Here is a 24,697-nt window from a genome sequence, read left to right as displayed (position 1 = left end):
TTCCATCTCCGTTCCGGTATTGCACCGGAGCGGAGAGAGGTCATCCCTCAAACAAATCCAAAACGGAGCGATCCCGATCGCCCCGGAGTGTCAGCCGATCCTGGCCCAGGCGGAGGCGATCTCCGAAATCATCTCGCGCGTCTGGATCACGGGCTTGGGATCATGCTCGCCGACCCCCTGCTCCAGCAGTCGGCGCGCCTCGCGATAGATGGCGGACAGGCCGCGTGCCAACTCGCCACCCTGCTCATGATCGAGGCAGCCCTCCAGCCCGAACAGGATCGCGTTGGCGCGCGCCTTGCGCTGGATCGCGCCCGCGCGGGTCAGCGTGCCGTTGGCGGAGAGGCCCACCACCAGCGTGTCGAGCGACTTGATGAGTTCCTCGTACAGCACCGCGATGAGCTGGTGGGGCGTGGCGCCCTCCACCTTGCTGGCGATATCGATCGTGCTGTAGCGCGCCTTGGCGGCGGCGTATCCCGCTGTCGCGAACATCGTCTTCTTCCTCTAAATCCTGTCGTTTCCGGGGCCGTGGAGCACCGGGTCAGCTCGTCGATTTCGTCCAGAGATCAACCTGTTGCGTCAGATAGCTCTGGGTCGCCTTGTAGCCCGAGACCAGCGTGTTCATCGTCGTGAACTGAGAGACCAGCCGGTCGTGATAGACCTGCACCTGCGTGTCCGCCTTGGTGAGCGCGTCGGCGAGGTTGCTCTTCTGCGTGGTCAGGCTCTTGTTGAGCGCCGTGAGCACGCCGCTGGAGGAGTTGGTCATCGCATTGGCGAGCGTCTGGAGCGCACCGCCCAGCCCCTGGTTGATCGTGATCGTCGCCGTGCCCGGCGCGCCCGACAGGATCTGGAGCGCGAGGCCGTCCGCGCCGCTGCCGACCGGCGCCGTCAGGTTCCAGCTCGACGCGTTCATCGGTATGCCGTTCACCGAACCCGTGGCGTTGCCGCCGTTCAGGGCGGGCGTGATGCCCGTGATGGTATAGACGCCCGAAGCCGCGGCGCCGGCCGTGCTGGTGATGAGCACCTGCCCCGAGCTGCTCGACTGGGATGTCTGGAACATCGCGGCCACGTCGTTCGGATAGCTGGTCAGCATCTTCGACAGCTTGGTCTGATCGACCGTCAGCGTGCCGTCGAGGTTGGTGCCGACGCCCAGCTCCGCCAGCGTGCGGACCGAGCCCGTGGCGGTGAGCGCGGTGGTCGTCAGCTTGGAGAGCTGGTCCTTCAACTGGCGCATCGACGTGTTGCCGTACAGCGGCCCTGCGGTGCCGCCGCTCGAAGCCGCCGCCGTCGCGGTGGTGATCTCGCCCATCAGGCTGTTGTAGGCCGTGACGAAATCGTTGACCGCCTCGTTGATCGCGTCGGTCGGCACCGAGGAGCTGAGGCTCACGTCGCCCGTGCCCGTGAGCGTCATGGAGACGCCCGGAATCACGTCGTCGAAGCTGTTGCTCGGGCGCGTGACGGTGACGCCGTCGACCGTGATGCTCGCGTCCTGCGCGGCGGTGGTGAGGCTCATGCCGCCGGTCGCGCCGCCGCCATAGGAAAGGCTGGAGAGCGACTGGCCGCCCGTGCCCGTGTCGCTGCCCAAGACGGTGAAGGCCTGCGCGGCGCCCGTCTTGCCCTTGAGGACCAGCGTGCTGCTGCCGTCGGCCGCCGTCACCACGTTCGCGGTGACGGCGCCGCCCTGCGCGTTGATCGCCTGGGCGATGCCGGCGACCGTGTTGTTGCTGCTGTCCACATTGACCGTGATCGGCGAGCCGCCGGAGACCGTCAGGGTCAGCGTGCCGCTGTTGAAGGTCTGGCCCGACGCGAAGGTGGTCGACTTGATCGACTGCGCCTGGGCCAGCGCATCGACGTGGATGGTCGAGGTGAGATCGCCCAGCGGCACGCCCGCCTTGGCCGTCACCTTCATCACATTGGCGTTCGACGACACCGGCTGCACCTGGAGAGAGCCGCCGCTGATGAGCGTCTGGAGGGATTGCGAGAAGGTGAGGAGATCGCTGGCGATCGAGCCTTCCGCCGAAAGCTGCGCGGTGTTCGTCGCCTGCTTCGCGGTGATGCCGTCTTCCAGCGACGCCTTCTGCGCGGCGGTCAGGCTGGTGATGATATTGTCGGTGTCGATCCCCGCGCCGGCGTTGAGGCCGCTCAGGATGGACTGGCCGAGCGACGCGTTGGTGGACGTGCTGGTGCTGGACGACGAGGAGGAGGAGGAGGTCGTCGAGGTCGACGCCGCCGTGCTGCTGCTTGTCGCTGAAGTCGTCGTCATGCCCATTCCTCTTCGGATCTCAGAACGACAATGCCGCCAAAAACTTTACAGGCCGTTCACCGCGCCCAGCCGACGAGCTGGCGCACCGCGGCCGAGCCCAGCCGGGCCTGCGCGCGCAGCGACTGATCGCCCGCCGCCCCGATCCGCTGCGCCAGCTCGGTGGCCGTGATCGTGTCGCGCGATTCAACCGCAACCTCCCCCGATCCACGCGACAGGCTGCCCATCGCCTCGACCAGCGAGACCGTCGTGGCCAGCCGCGCGCGCATGTCGGAGAGCCTGCGCTCCTCTTCCTCGCGCTCCAGCTCGGCGGCGTCTTCCTCGTCGAGCAGCGACGCCCCGCCCTGCGCGGCGTGCAGCGACTTCAGCCAGCGCAACCGGCGCTCCCGCCGCGCCACGCCCTGCCGGGTGGAGAGCGCGCTCGCCACGGAGAGCGTCACCGGCTCCACCGCGCCGATCGCCTCGACCCCTTCGATCATCGCCTGCACGCTCCCTCGGGCTGTCCCAAGGGCTAGAACGGCAGCGATCCGCTTTTCTTGAGGGGCCGGCGCGCGAATCAGGCGTCGGGGCGGCCATTCTCGTCGAAGCGCGCTTCGGTCGGCACCTCGACCACCGGCTGGGTGATGCCGTCCGCCATGGCGCGATCGATGTTGAAGACGAAAGCCAGCACCGTCGCCACCGCGATATAGAGATCCTCCCGGATCATATGGCCGGAGCGCGTGGTGAAATAGATCGCGCGGGCGAGCTGCGGATAGCGCAGCATCGGCACCTTCGCCTCCTCGGCCAGCGAACGGATCGCGTCGGCGGTGGCGCCCCGCCCCCGCGCCACCACGATCGGCGCGGCGTCCTGACCGGGGCGATAGCGCAGCGCGACCGCGAAATGGGTTGGATTGGTGAGCACCACGCTCGCCTCCATCACCGCCGAGCGGGCCGAGCGGCGCGAGGCCTCCATCTGGCGCCGGCGGATCGCGCCCTTGAGTTCGGGCGAGCCCTCGCTCTGCTTGTGCTCGTCCTTCACCTCCTGCTTGGACATGCGCAGGCGCGAGGTGCGGCGGATCATCTGCGCGGGCACGTCGATGCCGGCGATCAGCACCAGCCCCATCGCCATCACGATCACCGCGAAGACGAAGCTGTGCCCCAGCTCGATCATTGTGCCGCGGATGTCGCCCCGGCCGAGCGTCGTCAGCCCCTTGAGGCGCGAGGAGAGCAGCCACCAGCCGATGCCGCCCATCACCGCCACCTTGGCGAGCGACTTCAGCAGCTCGATCAGGCCCTGCGCGCCAAAGATGCGCTTCAACCCGTTCAAAGGATTGAGCTTGTCCGGCTTGAAGGCGATCGCGCCCCAGCGGAAGCCGAACGCCCCCAGCAGCGCGGGCGCGCCCACCGCCGCCACGATCGTCGCCGCGAAGAGCAGCCCCAGCGGCAGCGCGATCCGGCCGAGCTGGGTCGCCAATGTCGCCCCCGGCTCGAAATCGTCGACCGCGCTCCGCCCGAAGCTCAGCGATCCGCGCAGCAGCTCCGCCAGCGCCTGCACCAGCAGCGGCCCGCCCAATGCGATCCAGCCCGCGCCGACGATCATGACGAGCGCCGTGCCCAGCTCCCTGGACTGGAGGACATCGCCCTTCTCGGCCGACTCCTTCAGGCGCTTCTGGGTCGGTTCTTCTGTCTTCTCGCCGCCTTCGCCCTCGGCCATCTCAGCCTCTCCCGAGCGCGAGCTGGCGCGAGAGGTCGAGGCCGCGCTGGATCGAGCTGGCGATGCCGTCGCCGATGGCCGGCGCCGCCACCGCCATCAGGATCACGCCCGCGAGGATCGCCGCGGGCATCCCCACCGAAAACAGGTTCATCGCCGGGGCCGAGCGCGCCAGCATCGCCATCACCACCTGCACGAGGATCAGCGCGAAGCCCACCGGCAGCGCGATCGCCACGCCCGCCGCGAACATGTCGCCGCCGAACATCACGACGTCGTTGAGGCTCCCCTGCCCCAGCCAGGCCTGCCCCGGCGGCAGCGCGCGATAGCTGTCCACCACCACGCTCGCCAGCGCGAGATGGCCGTTCATGGCGAGGAAGAGGAAGGTGCCGAGGATCGAGAGCATCTGCCCCAGCGCCGGCGAGGACGCGCCCGACTGCGGATCGACCATCTGCGCGAAGCCGAGGCCCATCGAGTTGCCGATCACCTCGCCCGCCATCATCGCGGCGGCGTAGCCGAGCTGCACCGCGAAGCCGAGCGCGAGGCCCGCGACCACCTCGCCCGCCACCAGGAACACGCCCGCGAAGCTCGCGATGCCGCCCGCCGGCAGATCGAAGGGCACCTGCTGGATCGCCGGGATGCCGATCGCCAGCGAGATGATGATCCGCACCTGCACGGGCGTGTTCTGCGCGCCGAACACCGGCGCCGCGAGGAACGCCGCGCCCGGCCGGATCATCGCGATCATGAAGACCCAGAGCTGCGCTTCCAGTCCGACGAGGCCGGTCGGGAACATGGCTATTGCAACAGGTCCGGGATGCGGTGGTACATCTCGCGCGTGAAGTCGGCGAGCAGCGTCAGGATCGCGCCGCCGAACAGCGCGATGCAGATCGCCACGATCAGCAGCTTGGGCACGAAGGAGAGCGTCTGCTCGTTGATCGAGGTCGCCGCCTGCACCATGCCGAGGATCAGTCCCGCCACCAGCGCCGGGATCAGGATCGGCGCGGACGCGAGCGCCAGCACCCACAGCGCCTGCTGCGTGACGCCGATGAAATAGTCCGTGCCGACCATGGGCTCCATGGCGCTATCCGAAACTCGACGCAAGGCTGCCCATGGTGAGCGCCCATCCGTCGACAAGAACGAACAGCAAGAGCTTGAACGGCATGGATATGATCGTCGGCGACAGCATCATCATGCCGAGCGACATGAGCGTGGTCGCCACCACCAGATCGATCACGAGGAAGGGCAGGAAGATCAGGAAGCCGATCTGGAACGCCGTCTTCAGCTCCGAGGTGACGAAGGCCGGCAGCAGGATCGAGAAGGGAATATCCTTGGCGCTCGCGAACTTGGGCGCATGGGCGATGTCGGCGAAGAGCTGGATGTCCGTCTTGCGGACCTGCCGCACCATGAAGACGTGCAGCACGTCGGCGGATCGGCCGATCGCCTGCTCCAGCGGCAACTGGCCCTGCCCGTAAGGCACGATGGCGGCCTTGTTGATCTCGTCGATCGTGGGCCGCATGATGAACAGCGTCAGGAACAGCGACAGGCCGACCAGCACCTGATTGGGCGGCGTCTGTTGGAGCCCCAGCGCCTGCCGCAGGATCGACAGCACGATGATGATGCGCGTGAAGCTCGTCATCATGAGCAGCAGCGACGGCAGCACCGTCAGCAGGCTCATCAGGATCAGGATCTGGAGCGAGAGCGACAGCGGCTTGCCGTCGCCCGACACCTGACCCAGCGCGCGGTTCAGGGCGCTCGCCTGCACAGCCCCGCCCGTCGCGGGGCCAGCGGTGGTCGCGGTCTGCGCCACGACGCCCGTGCCCGGCGCGGCCGCCTGCGCGAAGGCCGGATGCGCCAGCAGCAACGCCGCCAGGAGCGCCGCCACCATCAGCAGCGCCGGCATCCACCAGCCCCGACGCATGAGCCCCCCCTGGGTCACGTCAGGCGTCCCCGTCGTCGATATAGCGCGAGAAGGCGCCGTCGATCGGCGCTTCGGAGAGCACGTCCATCCGCCCGCGCGAGATGCCGACGAGGATGCGCTTGCCCTCGAACTCCACCACCGCGAGGCGGCCGCCGGTCGCGCCCATCGGCACCGCGTCCACCACCTTGACGAGGCGGTCGCGCTGGCCGCCCATCGACAGGCCCGGCTGGAACTTCCGCATCAGCCAGAGCGTGCCCACCGCCATGCCGGCGACCAGCGCCAGCATGAGGAGCACGTTGAGCAAATAGGTGATCGTCATGCCCGGCGTTCGAGCCCCGCGAGGCGCGCCTCGGCCGCGACGACATCGACGACGCGGATGCCGAAGCGTCCGTTCACCGTCACCACCTCGCCCTTCGCCACCAGCGTGCCGTTGACAAGGATGTCGAGCAGCTCGTTCGCCTGCCGGTCCAGCTCCACCACGGAGCCTTCGTTGAGATCGAGCAGCTCCGCGAGCTTCAGCGAGGTGGAGCCCACCTCCACCGACAGGCGCAGCGGAATGTCCGCCAGCAGCCGGAAGTTCCGGCCGGCCGGGCTGTTCGGATCATCGATGCCCGGAAAGGGCGCTTCGGTCATGTCGTTCAATTCCTGTGGCCCCCTGTGCGATCATTCGCCCCGATCGTCTCGATCTGGAACGCCGCGCGCCCTTCCTGCTCGCCGATCGTGCCTTCCGCAAGCCGTCTGTTGCCGACGATCAGCGGAACGCGGGGCGAGAGCGTGATCGGGATCACGTCGCCGGGTTTGAGCGACATCAGCTCGGAAACCGAGAGCGTCGGCCGCGCCACCACCGAGCGGACCGGGAAGCTCACGCCTTCGAGCGCCCGCGCCATGCGATAGCGGAACTCGCTGTCCACCGGCCCCGCCTCGGCATGGACCTTGGCGGCGAGCTGGCCTTCATGCGCGCGCATCGCGGTCAAGGGGAAGACGAGATCCATGCTCGTCTTGCCCGGCCCGCCGCCGGAAATGGTGAAGCGCTGCACCACCACCGATTCGTCGCCGCGCACGAGGCTCGCATAACCGGAATTGGTCTCGCGCGAGGCCAGCATCGGCTCCAGCGGCACGATCTCGCTCCAGCTTTCGACGACCGCGCCGGTGATCGCGTCGGTGAGCCGGGCGAGCAGCCGCTCCTCGGCGGCGGTGAACTCGCGCTTGCGCGCCACCCCGGCACCCACCGCGCCGGTGCCGCCATAGAAGCTGTCGACCAGCCGGCTCACATATTCCGGCTGGATCGCGATCAGCATCCCGCCCTTCATCGGACGCAGCCGATAGAGGCTGATGCTGGTGAACTCCGGCAGCGCGTCGCGCCACGTCTCGAAGCGCGAGGTGAGCGCGGATTCTGCCTCCACCTTGGGCTTCACGCGGGCGAAGGGCTCGAACACGTCGCGCAGCCGGCGCGCCAGCCGCTCCCCGATCCGGTCCAGCCCGGCCAGACGCGCGCCGGGGCGCAACGCCTCGCTGCCGAGCGCGAAGGATTTCACCTCGCTCTCGCCCAGCTCGGCCCGCTGCCGCTTGTCGTCACCCCTGCCTGCCGGCTGTTTCGCCACGCTTGTCCACTCCGCTTCGCGCCCTCATCCTACTGGATGATGAAGCTGGTGAAATAGACGTCATCGATGCCGCCGTAACCCGTCTTCTCGATGAGAACCTTGTTGATCGCGTCGCGCAGCGTCTTCTGGAGCTGCTCCTTGCCGGCCGGCGTCTCGAGAACCATCGAGTCCTGATTGGCCAGCGTCGCGAGCACGGCCGAGCGGATCGGCATCTCATTGTCCTTGAAGTTGTCCAGTACCTTGGCGTCGTAGAAGGTGGAAACGCCGATCGAAAGCTGCGCGATCCCATCGGTGTCGCGCAGGTTCGAGGTGAACGCCTGCTCCATGGTGTAATAGCTCGCCTTGTAGCGGCGCGGATCGGGGGCGAAGCTGCCCACCGCCTTGTGGGCGATCGTGGGATCGGCGCTCTGCCCGTCACGCAGCACGAGCTTGGGCGCGTCGGGGTCTTCGGCCGGCTTGGCGTGCGAACCGCCCAACCCCATGCCGGCCGCGAACATCCCCCCCGCGACCCCGCCGCCGACGAGGACGAGGCCGCCGACGGCCATCAGGATAAGCTTCTTCATGCCCCCCTTCTTCTTCGGGGCGGCAGCGGCGGCGTCACTCATCGATCAATCCTTGGTCATGCATAGCGTGCGTCGGCGGGCGTGGGCTTTGGAGCCGCCGCCTGGCCGGTGGTTCCGCCGCGAACTGTCCGCGTTGGCCCACTCTGATACTCGGGAAGAGGTTGCGATCGGGTTTGCGATCGGTTGCCGGCACTGCCGCCGCTGCCCATTCCGCCCGAAAATCCGCCATTTCCGGCCATCGCCTGACCGCGCGAATCATGTTGGTGGGAGGAGGATTGGGGCTGCGAATCGCGATTCGAACCCGTGTCGCCCGTGCCGACATCCACCTGCGCGTTGGCGATATGGATGCCGTGCGCGCGCGCCTCGGCGATGAGCTGCGGCCGCGCATCGGCGAGCGCGACACGCGAGGCCTCGCTGGTGGCGGTGAGCGTCACGGCCGAACCATCGTCGCCGCGCTTCATCTCCACCTGCACGGTGCCGAGATGCTGGGGCGAAACCTGGAAGCGGACGGTACCCGTCGACGCGCCGGTCGACGCGATGTCGCGGGCGAGCCCGTCGAGCCACGCGCCCTGCCTGGCGAGATCGAGCTGACGATCTGCCGTGCCGGCGGCGAGCGTCTGGCCCGCATTGTCGGCGGGCGCGACGGTGGCCGACTTCGGCGCCGCGGCGACGTGCGCGCCGACGGGCGCCGGAGCAGCCTTCGGATCGACATCCGGGTCCGTCGCGTCGGCGGAGCGCTTCTCCTCCTTCGCGGACTTGGGCGCCGGGGCGGCGGGCTCGACGGGCTGCGCCGGGGCAGCGGGCTTCGCCGTGGCGACGCGCGCCGCCAGCAGCGCGGCGGTCGCGGGGAGCGGCTCGGGCGCGGGCGTGACGGGCGGCTGGGCGGACGGCGCCTGCTGCGAAGCCTGCGTTGCGTCGACCGCCGGGGTAACAGGCGGCGCGGCAATGGCAGCCGGCACGGACTTGTCCGTCGCCGTCGCTGGCGCGGCCTGCTCGGCCTGCGGCTTCGCAGTCCGCTCGGGGAGCGGCAATTTCGCCGAGCCGGTCTTGCCGGTCTGCTGTTCCAGCGCGGCAAGGACGAGATGCGGATCGGCCGGCGGGGCCGGATCGGCAGCGGGCGCAGGCGCGGGCGTCCCGTCGGCCGGCATGGCCGGAGCCGTGGTGACGGTCGCGAGCGGCACGTCCTTGCCCTTGGCGGACCCGCCATCCTTCGCGGCCGTCTCGACCGGCGGGGTCACGGAGGGCGGAGCCGGCGGCGCGAGCGGCACCGGCACGCCGAGCATCGCCATCAGCGCGGCATCGTCATCGCCTTCCGTCTTGTTCGAGCCCTTGTCGTCGCCCGTCTGCGCGTCGTCGTCGCTCTTGTCGTGGAGCGCATGGGCATCCTTGCCGTCATCCGGCGAGGGCGATCCGGCCATGATCGACGGCTTGCCGAGATCCGCCATCATCGCCGCGAAGGCATCGGCGCCGTCGGGCGTCGCCCCGGTCGCGCCGGAGGCATCCTGCGTCGCCGGCATCAGGCCCGCGAGCAGCGAAAGACCACCCACCGTCATGCCTCCTCTCCCATCGAACGATAGGCTCGCGCGCGCACCGACGACGCCATGCGCCGCTCGGCGACGGCGGCCGCATCCGTGGCCGCGCGCTCGACGAGGCGATCCGCGCTCTCCTGCCGGATGCGCGCCTCGATCCGCTCGGCGGCGCGCGTGTGGGCGGTGGCGCGGGCACCGGCGATGGCATCGGCCAGACCGAAACGCGCCACGTCGAGACGATGCGCCAGCTCGCCCCGTGCGGCCAGCGTCGAGGCCATCATGCTCCCCACCTCGCTGGTCAGGCTGAGCCGCAGATCGAGCACCCGCGCCGCGCTATGCTCCAGCGACTGGAGCTGCGCCTCGGCCGCCGCCGCCGCGCCCGCCGCTTGCACATGCTCGACGCGCCGGACGCGGGCGATGCGCTCGCGCCGCTTGACGAGGTTGCTCATCCGCCGAACCTTTCGATCAGTTCAGCCGAGGCGTGCGCCAGATCGATGCGCTCCTTCGGCTTCTGCTTCAGGAAGTCGAGAATCTCGTGATGCCGCGCGATCGCCTGATCGATGGTGCCGTCACTGCCCGCTTTGTAAGCGCCCATCAGGATGAGATCGCGGTTTTCCTCATAGACCGACCACAGCCGCCGCAGCGCCGCCGCCGCCTCGGCATGTTCGTCGTCGACGATATCCGCCATGACGCGCGAGAGCGAGCGGCCCACATCGATCGCCGGGAACACGCCCTGCTCCGACAGCGAACGCGACAGGATGATATGCCCGTCCACGATCGCGCGAGCGGTATCGACAATGGGATCATCGCCGTCGTCGCCATCGGCCAGAACGGTGTAGAGCGCGGTGATCGATCCGCCCGAATGCGCGTCGGCGCCGGCACGCTCGATCAGGCGCGGGATCATGCCGAGCGCGGAGGGCGGATAGCCCTTCATCGTCGGCGGCTCGCCCAGCGACAGGCCCAGTTCGCGCTGGGCGTGGGCGCAGCGGGTCAGCGAGTCGATGAGGAGCAGCACGCGCTTGCCCTGCGCGCGGAAATATTCGGCGATGGCGGTCGCCCGCATCGCGGCGCGCAGGCGCAGCACCGGGGGATGATCCGCCGGCACCGCCACCACCACGCTCTTCTCGCGCACGCCCGGCACCAGCTTGGTGGCAAGGAAATCCGCCACCTCGCGCGAGCGTTCGCCGATCAGGCCGACCACGATGATGTCGGCGTCGGCGCCCTGGATCATCTGCCCCATCAGCACCGACTTGCCGACGCCCGAGCCCGCGCAGATCGCGATGCGCTGGCCGACGCCTGCCGTCAGCAGCGCGTTGATCGCGCGCACGCCCATGTCGAAGCATTCGGTGACGCGCGCACGGTCGAGCGGGTTGGCGGGCCGCCCGGCGAGCGGCCAGGTGCCGGTGGAGTCGATCGGGCCGAGCCCGTCGAGCGACTGGCCCGTCGCGTCCATCACCCGGCCGAGCAGCCCCTCGCCCACCTCGGCGACGCCGCCGCGCGCATCCGGCTCGACGCGGCCGCCATTGCTGTGCGGCGCATCGCCGTCGAGCGCCATCAGCAGCGAGCGTTCCCCCCGGAAGCCCACCACCTCGGCGCGCGTCGCATGGCCGTCCGCGTCGATCACGCGCACCGAGGCGCCGACCGGCATCGAAAGCCCCGTCGCCTCCAGCATCTGCCCGTCATAGGCGACGAGCTTGCCGATCCGGCGCGGGCCGGCATCGCCGACGGTCAGCCCTTCGAGCAGTTCCGAAGCGCGGGCTTCCAATGTGCTCATCGCGCGCCGGCGACCCGGTCCAGCGCGGCGCGCAGCCGCTCGAGCCGCACCGAGGCGCCGTCCTCGATCGCGCCGGCGCCCGTCTCCAGCCGCAGGTCGCCCGGCGCGAGCGTCGGATCGGCCTCGACCGAGACCGGCAGCTCGGCGCCGTTCAGGCGCGAGATATCATCGGGGTTGAGCTTCAGCACGGTGGGGCGAGTCTCCTCGCCGATCATGGCGGCGGCGGCCTGTGCGCGATCCATCAGCGTGCCCACATCAACCTCGACCTCGCCCATCACCTGGCGGACCAGCCGCTCGACAGTGGTGGCGATCATCGCGCCGAGGCCCTGCGTCGGCTCGGGGCGGAGCATCTGGAGGCCGAGGGCGAGCCGCTCCAGCGCGTCCCGCTCCTTGTCCGCCTCGCGGCGTCCGGCTTCCAGCCCGGCGGCATAGCCCTGCGCGATCGAGGCGGCGCGGACCGCATCGAGATCGACGCGCTCCTCTTCCGGCTCGGCCTCGGGCTCCACATCGCCATCGGGCTCGCCATGATCCTGAAGCGCCTCGTGCCACGAGGTGAAGGGCGCGGCGCGGCGCGGCTGGGTCCAGACCGGAACCGCGGTGGCACCGGCCGCACGCTCGGCGGCGAACAGATTAGACATAGTCTTCCCCCTTGCCGCCGAGGCTGATCGTGCCGGCTTCCGCCAGACGACGCGCGATGGCGAGCACCTGCTTCTGCGCCTCCTGCACCTCGACCAGGCGCATCGGGCCACGCTCGGCCATCTCGTCCTGGATCGACTGCGCCGCGCGGCTGGACATGCAGCCGAACATCTTGTTGCGCAGCATCGGCTCGCAGCCCTTGAGCGCGACGATGAGGATTTCGGTATCCACCGAGCGGAGCAGCGCGCCGAGATCCTTCTCGGTGAGCGCGTTGAGATTCTCGAAGACGAACATCTCGTCCTCGATCGTGCGGGCGAGGCTCTTGTCCAGCTTGGCGAGCTGGCGGATCACACGCTGCTCGACATTGGCGCGCGTGGAATTGACGATCTTCGCCGCTTCCTGCGCGCCGCCGCGCTTGGGCGCGCTGCCCTGCGAGCTGACCTTGTTGACCTGGCGCAGCAGCAGCCGCTCCAGATCGTCGAGCGCCTCGGCGGACACGGTGCCCAGCGTCGCGACGCGGTAGACGATATCGGCCTGCACGTCCTCGGCGAGCTGCTGGAGCACGTCGGCGGCGACGCCCGCCTCCAGATGCGCGAGCACCAGCGCGGCGATCTGCGGATGCTCGGGCTCGATCAGCGTGGCGATGGTCTTGGCGTCCATCCACTTGAGCGAGTCGAGCGCGGAGGATCGCGTCGGCGGGGTGATGCGGGCGAGCATGTTCTCGGCCCGCTCGGCGCCCAGCGCGCGCTCCATCATGTTGCGTATCTGGCTGTCGGCGGCGAAGCCGATCGTCGTGCGCTCGCGGGCGCGATCGACGAACTGGTCCAGCACGCCGTCGACCTCTTCCTCCGAGACGTCGGCGACGCCGAACATCGCGGTGCCGAGCTGCTGCACCTCGTCCGGGTCGAGCCGGCCGAGCACCTGCGCGGCCTCGTCCTCGGCGAGCAGCATCAGCAGGATCGCGGCGGCGCTGGAGCCGCTCGGGCCGGAAAGCTGCGGAGCGGCGGGAACGATCTCAGGCATTCGCCGCCTCCGGCTTGGGCATGTCGGCGCGGATCAGATCGCGGACGACCAGCGCGGCACGATCCGGGTCTTGCCGCACGAAGTTGCGGATCAGCGCCGCGCGGGCGGCATAGCCGGGCGCGGCCTCGATCATGTCGAGCGTCACCGGGCGATCGAGCGCGCCCTCCTCCGTCTGGCTGGCGAGCGCGGTGGCGATCTCCTTGCCGACGGCGGCACGTTCCCTGGCCTTGTTGGCGATCTTCTGCTCGGCGACGGCGGCGCGGCGCTTCAGCAGCGGGCGGCCGATGCCGAAGACGAGGATCGCGGCGACGGCGAGCGCGGTCAGATTGCGGCCGACGACCGGCAGCCAGCTCGCCTCGTACCATTTGGGGCCGACCGAACCATCCTCCGGCGCGAAGGTCTGCGAGGTGACCGCGACGATGTCGCCCCGGTTCTGATCGAAGCCGACCGCGCCCTTCACGAGGTTCTGGATCTGCTGCTGCTGCTGCGGGGTGAGCGGCTTGGCACCCGGCGCCTGACGCAGCGCCACCGCGACGGTGAGACGATGCACGGTGCCGACCGGATTCTTCGTCACCGAGATCTGGTGACCCAGCTCATAGCTGCGGTTGTAGGTCTCGTTGGACTTCTGCGGCGCGGCGGCGGCGGCCTGACCGGGCGCGGTGCCCGGCGCGGCGGGGCCGTTCTGCGGCGGCTGGCCGTTCGCGGTGGCCGCGGGCTTGGCCGGCGCCGGCGCGGTGTTGGAGAGCGCGCCCGGAATGCCGGTGGCCGGCTGGTTCGCGCCGTCCTGCGTGCTGGTCCAGCTCCCCTGCTCGGTGCGGACGACCGAGCCGTCCTTCGGATAGGTTTCGGTCGTCGAGGCGACTTCCGCGAAGTCGAGATCGGCATGGACCTCGGCCGTGAAATTGCCCGCGCCGACGATCGGCGTCAGCAGCGAGGTGAGCGCGCGGCGATAGCGATCCTCGACCTTGGTCTGGAGCGCGACCTGCTTGTCCGCGACATCGTCATCGCCCTGCCCCGCGCTGTGGCTGAGCAGGCGGCCGGTCTGATCGACGACCGACACGTCATCCGGCGACATGCCCGATACCGAGGCGGCGACGAGGTGGATGATCGCCTGCACCTGCCCGTCGGACAGCGTGCGGCCGCTGCGCAGCGTCAGCATCACCGAAGCCTGCGGCTTGGCATCGTCGCGCAGGAACACGCTCGGCTGGTCGGCGGCGATATGGACCTTGGCGGTGGCCACCGCGTCGATCGCCTCGATCGTGCGGGCGAGGTCCATCTCCTTGGCCTCCTGGAGGCGCGCGCCCTCGACGGCGCGGCTGGCGCCCATCGGCAGGTTGGAGATGAGCTGGTCGCCGTCGGGCGCCGATTTGGGCAGGCCCTGCTGCGCGAGCAGCATCTTGGCGCGGTAATAGCTGTCCTCCGGCACGGTCAGCGCGCCGGTGGAGTTGTCGATGTGATATTTGATCCCCGCCGTATCCAGCGCCTGCACCACCGAGGCCTTGTCGGCATCGCCGAGGCCGGAAAACAGGTCGCGCTGCGGGCCGGTGTGGAGCACCGCCCATACCAGCGCCGCCGCCGCGAGCAGGCCGACCAGGCCCAGCATCGGCAGGCTCTTCGCCACCGCCGGCTGGCGCGCGAAGGCGTTCAGCCGGTCCATGATGCCGCCGAAGCCGCCCTTGCCGAGATCGGCGAGCGGAATCGGCATCGAGCGCCCGGAGGCTGCGTCGCTGGGGATGAGTGCGTTCTCAGCCATATCAAACCGGCATGCTCATGATGTCCTTGTATGCGGACAGGAGTTTGTTGCGGACTTGCAGCGTGGCCTGGAAGCCGACCGAAGCCTGCTCCCGCGCCAGCATCACCGAGGCGACATCCGTGGTGTCGCCGCGTTCGTAGCTGTTCGAGATATCCTCGGCCTTGCTCTGGAGGCCGTTGACCTGCTGGAGCGCGCCCTTGAGCGCCGAGCCGAAGTCGGTCGACTGGGTGCCCTCCGTCGCCGGCTGCGCGCCGGAAATCGGCATGGCCGGCCCCGTCGCCGCGGCCTTCTGGAGCGCGGAGTTCTGCTGGAGGATCTGATTGCGCAGAGCCAGCAGGCTGGATGCATTGATCGAAGTCATCGCTTTGGTCCTCAGGCCGCCGCCAGCTCACGCATTTCTGCGAGCCGGTAGCGGAGGGTGCGTTCGGAAATGCCCAGCCTGGCCGCCGCCAGCAGGCGCTTGCCGCCAACCGCGTCGAGCGCGGCGCGGATCGCCTCCATCTCGCTCGCCCGCGCCACGTCGGCGAGGTTGGCGCCCCGGACGGACGGAGCCGGCACGACGGTCAGCGCCGGCGCGGCGTGGTGCATGATCTCGATGGCGAGGTCGTCCGCCTCGATGCGATCGCCCATGCGCAGCAGCAGCGCACGCTGGACGACATTGTCGAGCTCGCGGACATTGCCCGGCCATTCGTGCGCCATCAGGCGATCGAGCGCGTTGGCGGTCGGCCATGCGACGCTCTCGCCCTCGCGGGTGTGGCGCAGGATGAGCGCGGCGGTGATCGCGCGGATGTCGAGGCGACGGGCCTTCAGCGGCTTCAGCGCCAGCGGCATCACGTTGAGGCGCCAGTAAAGATCGGCGCGGAAGCGGCCTTCCGCCACCTCGGTCGCCAGCTCGCGGTTGGCGGCGGCGATGATGCGGACGTCGATCTTAACCGGTTGGGTTGCACCGACCGGAAGGACTTCGCGCTCCTGGATCGCGCGGAGCAGCTTCGCCTGAAGCGGAAGCGGCATTTCGGCGATCTCGTCGAGGAGCAGCGTGCCGCCCTCGGCGGCGCGGAACAGGCCTTCGCTCGCGCCCGCCGCGCCGGTGAAGGCGCCCTTGGCATGGCCGAACAGGATGGCTTCGAGCATCGTGTCCGGCAGCGCGGCGCAGTTCACCGCGACGAACGGCTTGTCGGCGCGCGGGCTGGCGGCGTGGATGAAGCGGGCGACGCCCTCCTTGCCGGTGCCGGTCTCGCCGAGGACGAGGACGGTGGCATCCGAACCGGCGACCTTTTCGGCCAGTTTCAGATAGATCGCGCTTTCCGGCTCGCCCACCGCCGGGCGCGCCGCCGGGCGGCACAGCTCGGCAACCAGCGCGAGGCCAAAAGCCATATCCTCGAAACCAAATCGGATCGTCGCGGGCAGGCCCTTGGCCGCCAGCCGAAGGCTCGGCGCGCCGGTCGCCATCTCGATCAGGATATCGCGGACGGTCGCCTGCCGGATTTCGGAAGCCGAAAGGATGCGGATTTCGTCACGCGCCGGAGCCTGCTGAGGATCGACCGTGCGCGTCGCAATGCCCACGCCGGAGAGCCACGCCGCAAGGGCAGGATTCTCTAGGGCTGCAAGAGCACTGATCCCGATTGCGCACATGCCCAGCTTTCCCCCTCTGGAGCCCCAAAATCCGTCGAGCACCCTTATGGCGGCGCTTCTCCAACAAATGGTTAACGCGCACGTACACATTTGCGCGCGCTCGCTTCCGCCCCCGCGGATCAACCCGCGCGCACGCACACTCGCGCGTAGCGGGTCACCAGCGGGTCACCGAGGTTGGTTAACACCAAGTTGGGAAAAAACTTTGCGGCCCGCCGCTAAAACTTCCCGCCGGCCCGTCGTTACCCGGAACGTAGCCGAGACGGACACTGACCCCGGAGCGGCACAGAGCGGGAAAAGGAATTTGAAATGACCGTGATCAACTCGAACACGTCGGCGCTCCGGGCCCAGAACAGCTCGCGTATGGCGAACGACGCCCTCAGCCAGGCGATGGCTCGCCTCTCCTCGGGCAAGCGCATCAACTCCGCCTCGGACGACGCCGCCGGCCTCGCGATCTCGAACTCGATGACCGCGCAGATCAAGGGCATGAACCAGGCGATCCGTAACGCCAACGACGGCATCTCGCTGGCCCAGACCGCCGACGGCGCGCTGGACGAGGTGACCAACGCTCTCCAGCGTATGCACGAGCTGGCGGTCCAGTCGGCCTCGGGCACCTACCAGGACAGCGACCGCACCAACATGCAGGCCGAAGTCACCGCGCTGAGCGCCCAGGTGCAGAGCATCCTCGGCACGCAGTTCAACGGCAACGCGCTGTTCGACAAGACCACCGCGGCCGGCACGGTTTCGACCAACAAGCTGACGATCCAGACCGGCAATGACTCGACCGACACGGTCGATATCGCCCAGTCGTCGATGAAGGAGGTTTCCGACCTCACCGACGCCGGCGGCACGCCGCTCGACATCAGCACGCAGGCCGGCGCCACCGCCGCCCTCGGCTCCACCGGTGTGATCCAGGTCGCTCTGGATGCGGTCGGCACGGCCCGCGCCCAGCTCGGTGCGAACGAGAGCCGCCTGAACTCGGTGGTCAACAACCTGACCAACAACGTCACCAACCTGACCGACGCGAACTCGCGCATTCAGGACGCGGACTTCTCGGCCGAGACGACCAACCTCGCCAAGGCCCAGATCCTCTCGCAGGCTTCGACCGCGATGCTGGCCCAGGCCAACCAGTCGCAGCAGGGCGTGCTGAAGCTTCTCCAGTAAGGAACTCGCTTCCTTGACTTGAGGCGGAAGGCCTCCGGCGCAATCGCTCCCCCGCGCCGGAGGCTGTTTCGCGTTTTCGTGTCGGTGCACTCGAGACGACGGACGACTTCGATGAGCGAGACGCTCCCCAATCCGCAGGATTTCATCGGCGACGACGACGATGAGGAACTGGTGTTCGACGAGGCTCCGGCCGCCGAACCCATCGCCTCGCCGGCAGCGTCGCCGAAGCCGTCCAAGGGTCGCGCGGTCAAACGCGCCGCTCCCGCGATGGCGGAGACCGCGCCCGCTCCCGAGCCCGTCCGTATCGAGACCCCGACGCCTTCGTCTTCCACGGTTGCCGTTCCGGCGGTTCCCGTGGAGGAGCCGGCCGGTGGCGCGCCCGCGCCTTTCCCGCCGCATGGCGCTGAATCGGCCGGCTCCAGGACGAACCCTTTCCTGCTCGCGATCGTGGGGCTGGCGTTGCTGAGCAGCCTGCTCTCGGTGGGCGGGCTGATCGCCGTCGGCCGGACGCTCGCCGAAGCCAATGTCGCACGGCAGGAGGCCGAGGCCCGCAGGGATGCGCTGGCCGGCGTCCCCGCGATGGTTGCTCAGCTCAAGACGGCGACCGACCGGCTCGACACGGCCTCGACACGCGCCGCGTCGGCCGCGCCGTCAGGCCCGCCCGCGACGATCGAGGATATCCGCCATGAGCTGGACATGCTGAAACTGGCGCTCGCGCAGCATCAGCCGGACGGCGTCTCGGCGCTCGCCGGCACGACACAGGACGGGTTTGCGGAAATGGGGGAGCGGCTGGACCGCCTGTCGGCTCAGCTCGATCGAACGAAGGACGCGGCGGTCAGCGCCAGCCCGTCAGCTTCCCGCGAAGCTTATCCAAGGCACTCTTCTTGATCTGGCAGACGCGGGCGGCGCCGATCTCCAGCACCTGCCCGATCTCCTCGAGGTTCAGTTCCTCGACGAAATAGAGCTGGAGGACCATCGCCTCGCGCTCGGGGAGTGCGGCGATATGCTCGGCCAGCGCCTCGCCCAGCCGTTCGCGGTCGAGCGCCTCGTCGGCCCCCTCCTCCTCCAGATCGGCGAACCACATCGACTGATCCGAATAGACCTCGTCGAGGGACTCCTGGCGCACCGCCTCGGCGGCGTCGACCAGTTCGCGAAAGGCGCTGGCTTCGAGGCCCATCGCCTCCGCCAGCTCAAATTCGGTGGCCGCGCGCCCAAGCCGCGATTCCAGTTCACCACGCGCGCGCGCGAGTTCCTTGCGCTTCACCATGCCCGAACGGGCCTGCGCGGCGTGGCGGCGGAGGTGATCGATCATCGCCCCGCGCACGCGCATCCCCGCATAAGTGGAGAAGGCGTGGCCGCGATCCTCATAGCCATTGGCCGCCTCGACCAGCGCGACCATGCCGATCTGCACCAGATCCTCGACGTCGATCGCGTTCGAGACGCGGCCATGGACGTGCCAGGCGATCTTGCGGACCAGCGGCATATGCGACTGCACGAGCTGCGCCGGATTGATGCGCGCGGGTTTGCGCGCATAGGTCATGGGGGCTTCGGCGTTCAACGGACCATCTCCGCTTCACGATGCTGCTGGGTGACCTGCGCCGGCTTGCCGCCGACGACCGCCACCACCTCGACGGGCTTGCCGTCCGGGATTTCGAGGAAGGAGAGAACCGGCGCGTCCGACAGATGCGGGCGCAGCAGGCGGCCCAGCGCGCGGCGCGCGATCGGCGAGGTGACGATGGCGAAGCGCCTCGCCTCGCCCACCAGCGGCGCGGCCGCCTCGCTCACCGCCTGCACGATGCGGCTGGCGAGCGCCGGCTCGATCGGGTGATTGGCGTTCGGGCCGCTGCGCACCGCCTGGGTCAGCAGGCTCTCAAGGCCCGCGTCGAGCGTCACCACCGGCAGCGGCATCCTGACCGGCACCAGCGTCTGCACGATCAGCGCGCCGATCCGGCGGCGGACCTGCTCGACGATCTGGACCGGATCGCTCTCCTCGCGGGCGGCATCCGCCATCGCCTCGGCGATGCGGCGGAAATCCTTGAGCGGCACGCCCTCGGACAGCAGCGCGCGGCAGAGCGCGGCGATGGCGGAGAGCGACAGCGGCGTGGGCGTCAGCCCGGTGACGAGCTGCGGCGACGTCTCCTTGAGCGCATCGAGCAGCTTCTGCGCCTCGTCCATGCCGAACAGGTCGGAGGCCGAGTTCAGGATGAGCTGGTTCAGGTGCGTGGCCAGCACGGTGGAAGCATCCACCACCGTATAGCCCGCGATCACAGCCTCGCCGCGCTTGTCGGGCGAGATCCACACGGCGTCGAGGCCGAAGGTCGGGTCTTTCGCCTTGCGGCCCTCGACCGTCGCGGCGAGATCGCCGCTGTCGAGCGCGAGCAGGTCGGACGGGTGGCATTCGTCCTCGCCCACCACGACGCCGGCGACGGTGATGCGATAGGCGTTGGGCGCCAGATTCATATTGTCGCGCACGCGCACCAGCGGGATCACGAAGCCCAGTTCCTTGGAGAGCTGGCGGCGGATGCCGGTGATCCGCGCCATCAGCGGCGCGCCCTTGCGCTCGTCGACGAGGCTGACGAGGCCATAGCCGATCTCCAGGCCGAGCGGAGCGTCGTCGGACACCTCGTTCCAGCCGATCGCGCTCGGATTGGCGGGCGCCGGCGGCGGAGCCTTGGCGGCCAGCTCGGCCTCGGCCTTGCGGAGCGCATCGGCGCCGCGCAGCTTCCACGCGATATAGGCGCAGGCCGCGGCCGCCGGCAGGATGACGACATGCGGCATCCCCGGCAGCACGCCGAGGATGGTGAGGATCGCGGCCACCGGCGTCCACGCCTTGGCCGAGCCGAACTGGCTGCTGATCTGCCCACCGAGATCGAGCGGCGAGCTGACGCGGGTGACGATCGAGGCCGCCGCGATCGAGAGCAGCAGCGCCGGAATCTGCGCCACCAGCGCGTCGCCGATGGCGAGCTGGACGTAGGTCTTGGCGGCGTCGCCGATCGCCATCGAGTGGCTCAGCACGCCGAGGATCAGCCCGCCGACGATGTTGACCGCGAGGATCAGCACGCCCGCGACGGCATCGCCCTTCACGAACTTCGAGGCGCCGTCCATCGAGCCGTAGAAATCGGCTTCGGTCGCGACTTCCTGACGGCGCTTCTTGGCGTCGTCCGGGGTGAGCAGGCCGGCGTTCAGATCGGCGTCGATCGCCATCTGCTTGCCGGGCATCGCGTCGAGCGTGAAGCGCGCCGACACTTCGGACACGCGGCCCGCGCCCTTGGTGATGACCACCAGATTGATAATCATGATGATCGCGAAGACGAAGATGCCGACGGCGTAATTGCCGCCGATCAGGAAGCTGCCGAAGGACTCGATGACATGCCCGGCCGCGCCCGCGCCCTCATGGCCGTGGACCAGCACGACGCGCGTCGAGGCCACGTTGAGCGAGAGCCGCAGCAGCGTGGTGAACAACAGCACCGTCGGGAAGGCCGAGAAGTCGAGCGGCTTGGCGGCGTTCAGCGCCACCATCAGCACGGCGAGCGAGATCACGATGTTCGCTATGAAGCCGATGTCCAGCATGATGGCGGGCATCGGCACCACCATCAGCGCGATGAGCATCAGCGAGGCGATCGGCAGGATCGCGCCCTTGCTCGCATCCATCCACACACGCTTGTTGATCGCGGTCGCGGCCATTGATCGTCAGACTCCGAGGGATGCGAGCATGAGGTAGGCGAGCCGCGCGGTCTGCGGGCTCGGGGTCAGAAGGCTCTGCGCGGTCGGCAGCGGGCTGGTGCCGTCGCTGGTTCCGTTCAGCGCGGCGAGCTGCATCTGCGCGAGATCGGACGGGCTGTCCGCCGGGCTGCCGCTCGGCGCCGGGGCGGCCGGTGTCGACTGGTTGAAGCGCGAGGCGAAGCGCTCATAGACCTGCTCCAGGCTGCGCGGATTGCCGGACTTATCGTAGAACACCCAGCGATTGGCGCGCGCGGCGGCCGGCATCACCGAGGCGGCCGCCTGATCCGGGTTGGCATCCTTCGCCTTCAGGAAGCGGGTCGCGCCCGCCGGCCCGAGGAAGTGCGCCATATAGAGATCGGTGGAGTTCGCCTCACGGCCGAGCTTGGCCTCCAGCACATCTTTATTGTCGGAGGCATATTCGCCCGCCATCGCGGCCGATGTCTCCGGGTTCTGGCGCAGCGCCAGAATTTCCTGACGGGTCGTGTCGTCGGACACATAATAATGCCCGTCCGAACCCTTGGTGATCGCGTTGGCGGCCCAGCTCAGGCCATGCTCCGCGCCATGGTTCTTGAGGACGCCGAGCCAGGTCTGCGTCGTGAACTGGTAGAGGCCGGATGCGCTCGAGGTGCTCGCCTTCGCGTTCGGGTTGAAGCCGCTCTCGATGCGGGCCTGATGATAGAGATAACCGAAGTTGACGCCCGTGCTGGCCGACGCGGAGGCGATGGCGTTCTGGACGCGGCCGCCGATCGGCCCCGTCCCTCCCGTCTCTCCATTGCCGCGAATGATGGTCAGCGTCATGTCGTTCCCTTGGTTAACACGGAGATTTAAGCAAACTCCGTGCCACTTTCCGCCTATCGACCAAGCCGGCCGTTGCGCCCGTAGGTGGGGGCGGCATTGCCCTTGCCGGTCGCCGTCGCGAGGCGGGTCAGGCGGCGGGTCGTCATGTCGGCGAGCACGTTCACGCGGATGCGCGCGGCATCCGCCAGCGTGATGGACTCGCCGACGAGCGCCTTGGCCTCGGCGCCCGTGAAGCGTGGGCTGAGCGCCCGGATGCGGACCAGCGCCTCGTCGACCGCGACGGTCTGCGCGGAGATGGCGTCGACATCGTCGGCGTCGAGCGCGGCGATCAGCGCGCGCTGGGCATGGATCAGGGCTTCCAGAGGCGCCGTGCTCACAGGCCGGCCCCCATGTCGCTCTGGATCATGCTGCCGGCGATCGCCCTGGCGTCGGGACGATACTGACCCGACTTGATCGCGGCGCGGAGCGAGGCCACGCGATCGAGATCGACGGGCGCGCCCTCGGCCACCATCTGCGCGCTGGTGGTGGAAACGGCCGCGCGATCCTCGATCGAGGAGGTCTGCGCCGGCGTGACGCGCTGGGCGCCCTCGCCGCGCTGGGTGGCGGTCTTCCCCCCGATGCCGGCGAGCGAACCGCCGGTCGAAAGGCCGATACCGTTAATCATGATGCTGCCCCTCCGGGATCAGAAGCTGGTCACGCGAACGCGGCCGGTATCGACCACCTCGCCGACGACGATGGCGCCCTTGTCGACGGGCTTCACGCGAATACGGCCACCGACGCGCCCGTCCTCCTGCGCCACCGCTTCGGTGGTGACGGTGAAGCCGTTGTCGGTGGCGGCGAGTTCGACGGGGTCGCCGCGCTTGATGACGGCCGGGCCGAGCGCCGGCATCGCCCGCGCGGCCACGGGCATGACGGCACCGCCGGCCGCCGTGGCCGTCTGGCCCGGCGCCTTCATCAGCGGCACGCGGATGCGCCAGCCGAGCGGCTCGCAGCGCAGCGCCACGGCGCCCAGCGCGGGCGGATCGATGGTGGCGGGAACCGGGCACGGCTTCAGCTTCAGCCGGCGGTCGAGATGGGTCAGCGGGCCGCCGGGCTTGCCGACCTCCACGTCCAGCGCGCCCACGAGGCGGCCTTCGAGCTTGTCGAGATCCTCGAAACCGCTGGCGTCAGTGGCGGCATGAGCCGCAGCCGACGCCCCCAGCAGCAGGAAGAAGGCCAAAGCCTTGCGTGCCATGAAAGATGCTCCCGTCATACGGGCGCATTTCAAGCAAGAGGCGTGCCAGTTTAACCCTTATGCGCGACCATCGTGACGCGGACATGCTGGCCGCGCCCCGCCGCGACGGGGCCGGTTCCGTCGATGGAAAGGTCGATGCGGCCGGCCTCCAGCCCGCCGGACTGGATCGCCCGCGCGATCGAGGCGGTGCGCGCCGCGGCCAGCTCCCAGGCGTCGAAGCGCTGGGCATGGCCGTCGGTGCCGACGCTCTCGACATGGACGAGATAATGGCCGCTCGCCGCCTCCCGGCCGAGCGCGGTGAAGTGCGCGCGGGCATCGTCCAGCAGCACCGCCTCGCCGGGCTGGAACAGCGGCGCCGCCTGCTCGTCGAGCGAAGGCATGGAGGGCGCGCCGAAAGCCGAGCGGATGCTCGCGCCCAGCAACGCCGGATCGCCCCTATGCGCCTGCAAAAGCAGCAGGAATGCCAGCAGCACGAGGCACAGGTCGGCGAAGCTCGTCGCCCAGCGCGCGCCGTTCGGCGAGGTGCCCGAGGACAGGATGGGCAACCTCATTTGACGACGCGCAGCCGCGCCTCGATGCGCGACACCCGCGTCTCCAGCGGCCCCATCAGTTCCTCGCGCGCGACCGTCGAGAGCTTGTCGAGCGCCTCCTTCTGCCACAGCAGCTCCGCGCGGCTCAGCCGCTCCAGACGGGCGGCGACCGGCCCGGCGACGCAGTTGGCGACGATCACGCCATAGAGCGTGGTGAGCAGCGCCAGCGCCATGCCCGGCCCGATGCGGGTCGGGTCTTCGAGCGCGGAAAACATGCGGATCAGGCCGATCACCGTGCCGATCATTCCCATCGCGGGCGCAGCATCCGCCATCGCCCGCCACACCGCATGGACCGCCGCATGGCGCTCGGCCCGGCGCGCGAGTTCGTCGCTGCCCCAACTGAGCAGGCGGCCGGGCTCGCGGACATCGGAGAGCTGCGCCGCCGCGTGCGCCAGAAAGCGCTCGACCACCGGCACGCGATCGGCCGTCGCGATGCCGGTGAGGCTCGCGCGCTCGACGATGCGGTTGACGGCGACGCGCACGGCCTGCGCCTCGGCCTCGGGGCGGCTGCGGAAGAGCGGCCCCAGCGCGGCGATCGCGCGGCCCATATCATGGAAGGTGGAGCGCATCGCCGCCACCAGCACCGCCCCGCCGAAAACCAGCAGAATAGCGACCGGATCGAGGAAAATCGCGACGTTCACAGGCCCTGCCCCCTTCCTGTAGCCGATGCCCCGCCCGTCGCACCGAGGCACGGCAAAGCGACCGGCAAAAATTTGCCGCCTGCCGGCAAAGGCTTGCCGCCCCTGTCGTCATTGCCCGGAAAGTCCCGGCCTCCCGATGGCTCCGGCGAGTTGGCACGCCCATTGCATCAAGCATGG

At 69.3% G+C, this 24,697-nt stretch carries 29 protein-coding genes; 2 read left to right on the top strand and 27 right to left on the bottom strand.

Translation table 11 applies throughout. From position 1 onward, the window contains the following. Window positions 1-90: 90 nt before the first annotated feature. The 19 genes from FHS98_RS01765 to FHS98_RS01675 form a co-directional block, all read right to left on the bottom strand. Complete coding sequence (locus tag FHS98_RS01765; RefSeq protein WP_167098879.1) at window positions 91-489, bottom strand: flagellar export chaperone FliS; 399 nt, start codon at window positions 487-489, stop codon at window positions 91-93. A 49-nt stretch (window positions 490-538) separates the two neighbouring features. Continuing rightward, a complete protein-coding gene (fliD, locus tag FHS98_RS01760; RefSeq protein ID WP_167098876.1) occupies window positions 539-2,260 on the bottom strand; it encodes a flagellar filament capping protein FliD in 1,722 nt (573 codons plus the stop codon). A 56-nt stretch (window positions 2,261-2,316) separates the two neighbouring features. Beyond that, window positions 2,317-2,736, bottom strand: a complete 420-nt coding sequence (locus tag FHS98_RS01755; RefSeq protein ID WP_167098873.1) for a hypothetical protein — start codon at window positions 2,734-2,736, stop codon at window positions 2,317-2,319. 77 nt (window positions 2,737-2,813) lie between these two features. After that, complete coding sequence (locus FHS98_RS01750; protein WP_167098870.1) at window positions 2,814-3,950, bottom strand: EscU/YscU/HrcU family type III secretion system export apparatus switch protein; 1,137 nt, start codon at window positions 3,948-3,950, stop codon at window positions 2,814-2,816. Window position 3,951: 1 nt separating this feature from the next. Beyond that, window positions 3,952-4,737 carry a flagellar biosynthetic protein FliR gene (gene fliR / locus FHS98_RS01745; RefSeq protein WP_167098867.1) on the bottom strand — a complete coding sequence of 262 codons (786 nt, stop codon included), beginning with the start codon at window positions 4,735-4,737 and terminating at the stop codon, window positions 3,952-3,954. A 2-nt stretch (window positions 4,738-4,739) separates the two neighbouring features. Further along, window positions 4,740-5,012 carry a flagellar biosynthesis protein FliQ gene (gene fliQ, locus FHS98_RS01740; protein ID WP_167100264.1) on the bottom strand — a complete coding sequence of 91 codons (273 nt, stop codon included), beginning with the start codon at window positions 5,010-5,012 and terminating at the stop codon, window positions 4,740-4,742. A 13-nt stretch (window positions 5,013-5,025) separates the two neighbouring features. Continuing rightward, window positions 5,026-5,862: a flagellar type III secretion system pore protein FliP gene (fliP, locus tag FHS98_RS01735; protein WP_167098864.1), complete on the bottom strand. Its 837-nt coding sequence runs from the start codon at window positions 5,860-5,862 to the stop codon at window positions 5,026-5,028. Window positions 5,863-5,881: 19 nt separating this feature from the next. Continuing rightward, window positions 5,882-6,181 carry a flagellar biosynthetic protein FliO gene (locus tag FHS98_RS01730; protein ID WP_167098861.1) on the bottom strand — a complete coding sequence of 100 codons (300 nt, stop codon included), beginning with the start codon at window positions 6,179-6,181 and terminating at the stop codon, window positions 5,882-5,884. Beyond that, the gene (fliN, locus tag FHS98_RS01725) at window positions 6,178-6,495 is read right to left on the bottom strand and encodes a flagellar motor switch protein FliN (RefSeq protein ID WP_019833818.1); all 318 of its coding nucleotides are present in this window, start codon (window positions 6,493-6,495) and stop codon (window positions 6,178-6,180) included. Before fliN ends, FHS98_RS01730 begins: the two co-directional genes overlap by 4 nt. Window positions 6,496-6,500: 5 nt before the next feature. Then, on the bottom strand, window positions 6,501-7,463 hold the full coding sequence (locus tag FHS98_RS01720; protein ID WP_167098858.1) for a FliM/FliN family flagellar motor switch protein: 963 nt from the start codon (window positions 7,461-7,463) through the stop codon (window positions 6,501-6,503). Between the two features lie 29 nt (window positions 7,464-7,492). Further along, window positions 7,493-8,026 (bottom strand): flagellar basal body-associated FliL family protein, encoded by a 534-nt coding sequence (locus FHS98_RS01715; RefSeq protein WP_243847803.1) that lies wholly within the window; start codon window positions 8,024-8,026, stop codon window positions 7,493-7,495. Between the two features lie 56 nt (window positions 8,027-8,082). Continuing rightward, the gene (locus FHS98_RS01710; protein WP_167098852.1) at window positions 8,083-9,579 is read right to left on the bottom strand and encodes a flagellar hook-length control protein FliK; all 1,497 of its coding nucleotides are present in this window, start codon (window positions 9,577-9,579) and stop codon (window positions 8,083-8,085) included. Further along, window positions 9,576-10,004 carry a hypothetical protein gene (locus tag FHS98_RS01705; RefSeq protein WP_167098849.1) on the bottom strand — a complete coding sequence of 143 codons (429 nt, stop codon included), beginning with the start codon at window positions 10,002-10,004 and terminating at the stop codon, window positions 9,576-9,578. Before FHS98_RS01705 ends, FHS98_RS01710 begins: the two co-directional genes overlap by 4 nt. After that, a complete protein-coding gene (locus FHS98_RS01700; protein WP_167098846.1) occupies window positions 10,001-11,329 on the bottom strand; it encodes a FliI/YscN family ATPase in 1,329 nt (442 codons plus the stop codon). The genes FHS98_RS01705 and FHS98_RS01700 overlap by 4 nt, the downstream gene beginning before the upstream one ends. Next, window positions 11,326-11,967: a FliH/SctL family protein gene (locus tag FHS98_RS01695; RefSeq protein WP_167098843.1), complete on the bottom strand. Its 642-nt coding sequence runs from the start codon at window positions 11,965-11,967 to the stop codon at window positions 11,326-11,328. The genes FHS98_RS01700 and FHS98_RS01695 overlap by 4 nt, the downstream gene beginning before the upstream one ends. Beyond that, entirely contained in the window at window positions 11,960-12,988 is a 1,029-nt protein-coding gene (fliG, locus tag FHS98_RS01690; RefSeq protein ID WP_167098840.1) for a flagellar motor switch protein FliG, read from the bottom strand. Before fliG ends, FHS98_RS01695 begins: the two co-directional genes overlap by 8 nt. Further along, the gene (gene fliF, locus FHS98_RS01685) at window positions 12,981-14,741 is read right to left on the bottom strand and encodes a flagellar basal-body MS-ring/collar protein FliF (protein WP_167098839.1); all 1,761 of its coding nucleotides are present in this window, start codon (window positions 14,739-14,741) and stop codon (window positions 12,981-12,983) included. The genes fliG and fliF overlap by 8 nt, the downstream gene beginning before the upstream one ends. 1 nt (window position 14,742) lies before the next feature. After that, complete coding sequence (fliE, locus tag FHS98_RS01680; protein ID WP_167098837.1) at window positions 14,743-15,102, bottom strand: flagellar hook-basal body complex protein FliE; 360 nt, start codon at window positions 15,100-15,102, stop codon at window positions 14,743-14,745. A gap of 11 nt (window positions 15,103-15,113) precedes the next feature. Then, window positions 15,114-16,373, bottom strand: a complete 1,260-nt coding sequence (locus FHS98_RS01675; RefSeq protein ID WP_167098835.1) for a sigma-54 interaction domain-containing protein — start codon at window positions 16,371-16,373, stop codon at window positions 15,114-15,116. A 306-nt stretch (window positions 16,374-16,679) separates the two neighbouring features. Between FHS98_RS01675 and FHS98_RS01670 the strand changes: the two genes are divergently transcribed. Both FHS98_RS01670 and FHS98_RS01665 read left to right on the top strand, forming a co-directional pair. Then, window positions 16,680-17,534: a flagellin N-terminal helical domain-containing protein gene (locus FHS98_RS01670; RefSeq protein WP_167098833.1), complete on the top strand. Its 855-nt coding sequence runs from the start codon at window positions 16,680-16,682 to the stop codon at window positions 17,532-17,534. A gap of 111 nt (window positions 17,535-17,645) precedes the next feature. Then, entirely contained in the window at window positions 17,646-18,422 is a 777-nt protein-coding gene (locus FHS98_RS01665) for a hypothetical protein (RefSeq protein WP_167098831.1), read from the top strand. Here the strand turns inward: FHS98_RS01665 and FHS98_RS01660 are convergent. From FHS98_RS01660 to FHS98_RS01625, 8 genes are read right to left on the bottom strand one after another with little or no spacing between them, the layout of a single operon-like run. Further along, window positions 18,370-19,074 carry a FliA/WhiG family RNA polymerase sigma factor gene (locus tag FHS98_RS01660; RefSeq protein WP_167100258.1) on the bottom strand — a complete coding sequence of 235 codons (705 nt, stop codon included), beginning with the start codon at window positions 19,072-19,074 and terminating at the stop codon, window positions 18,370-18,372. The genes FHS98_RS01665 and FHS98_RS01660 overlap by 53 nt on opposite strands. 14 nt (window positions 19,075-19,088) lie before the next feature. After that, window positions 19,089-21,218, bottom strand: coding sequence for a flagellar biosynthesis protein FlhA (gene flhA, locus FHS98_RS01655; RefSeq protein ID WP_167098829.1), 2,130 nt, complete (start codon window positions 21,216-21,218; stop codon window positions 19,089-19,091). 6 nt (window positions 21,219-21,224) lie between these two features. Continuing rightward, window positions 21,225-22,055, bottom strand: coding sequence for a transglycosylase SLT domain-containing protein (locus FHS98_RS01650; protein WP_167098827.1), 831 nt, complete (start codon window positions 22,053-22,055; stop codon window positions 21,225-21,227). Between the two features lie 53 nt (window positions 22,056-22,108). Further along, entirely contained in the window at window positions 22,109-22,432 is a 324-nt protein-coding gene (locus FHS98_RS01645; protein WP_167098825.1) for a hypothetical protein, read from the bottom strand. After that, window positions 22,429-22,719: a flagellar biosynthesis anti-sigma factor FlgM gene (gene flgM, locus FHS98_RS01640; protein ID WP_167098823.1), complete on the bottom strand. Its 291-nt coding sequence runs from the start codon at window positions 22,717-22,719 to the stop codon at window positions 22,429-22,431. Before flgM ends, FHS98_RS01645 begins: the two co-directional genes overlap by 4 nt. A gap of 18 nt (window positions 22,720-22,737) precedes the next feature. Then, entirely contained in the window at window positions 22,738-23,289 is a 552-nt protein-coding gene (locus tag FHS98_RS01635) for a flagella basal body P-ring formation protein FlgA (protein WP_167098821.1), read from the bottom strand. A gap of 50 nt (window positions 23,290-23,339) precedes the next feature. Further along, on the bottom strand, window positions 23,340-23,840 hold the full coding sequence (locus tag FHS98_RS01630) for a flagellar motor protein (RefSeq protein WP_167098819.1): 501 nt from the start codon (window positions 23,838-23,840) through the stop codon (window positions 23,340-23,342). Next, window positions 23,837-24,520 (bottom strand): MotA/TolQ/ExbB proton channel family protein, encoded by a 684-nt coding sequence (locus FHS98_RS01625; protein WP_167098817.1) that lies wholly within the window; start codon window positions 24,518-24,520, stop codon window positions 23,837-23,839. Before FHS98_RS01625 ends, FHS98_RS01630 begins: the two co-directional genes overlap by 4 nt. Window positions 24,521-24,697: the final 177 nt, after the last annotated feature.

The sequence above is a fragment of the Sphingomonas oligoaromativorans genome (assembly GCF_011762195.1).
GTDB classification, from domain to species: Bacteria; Pseudomonadota; Alphaproteobacteria; order Sphingomonadales; family Sphingomonadaceae; genus Solisphingomonas; species Solisphingomonas oligoaromativorans.
Note: the sequence above shows the minus strand (reverse complement) of the source record. Positions and strands in the feature narration are given on the sequence as shown.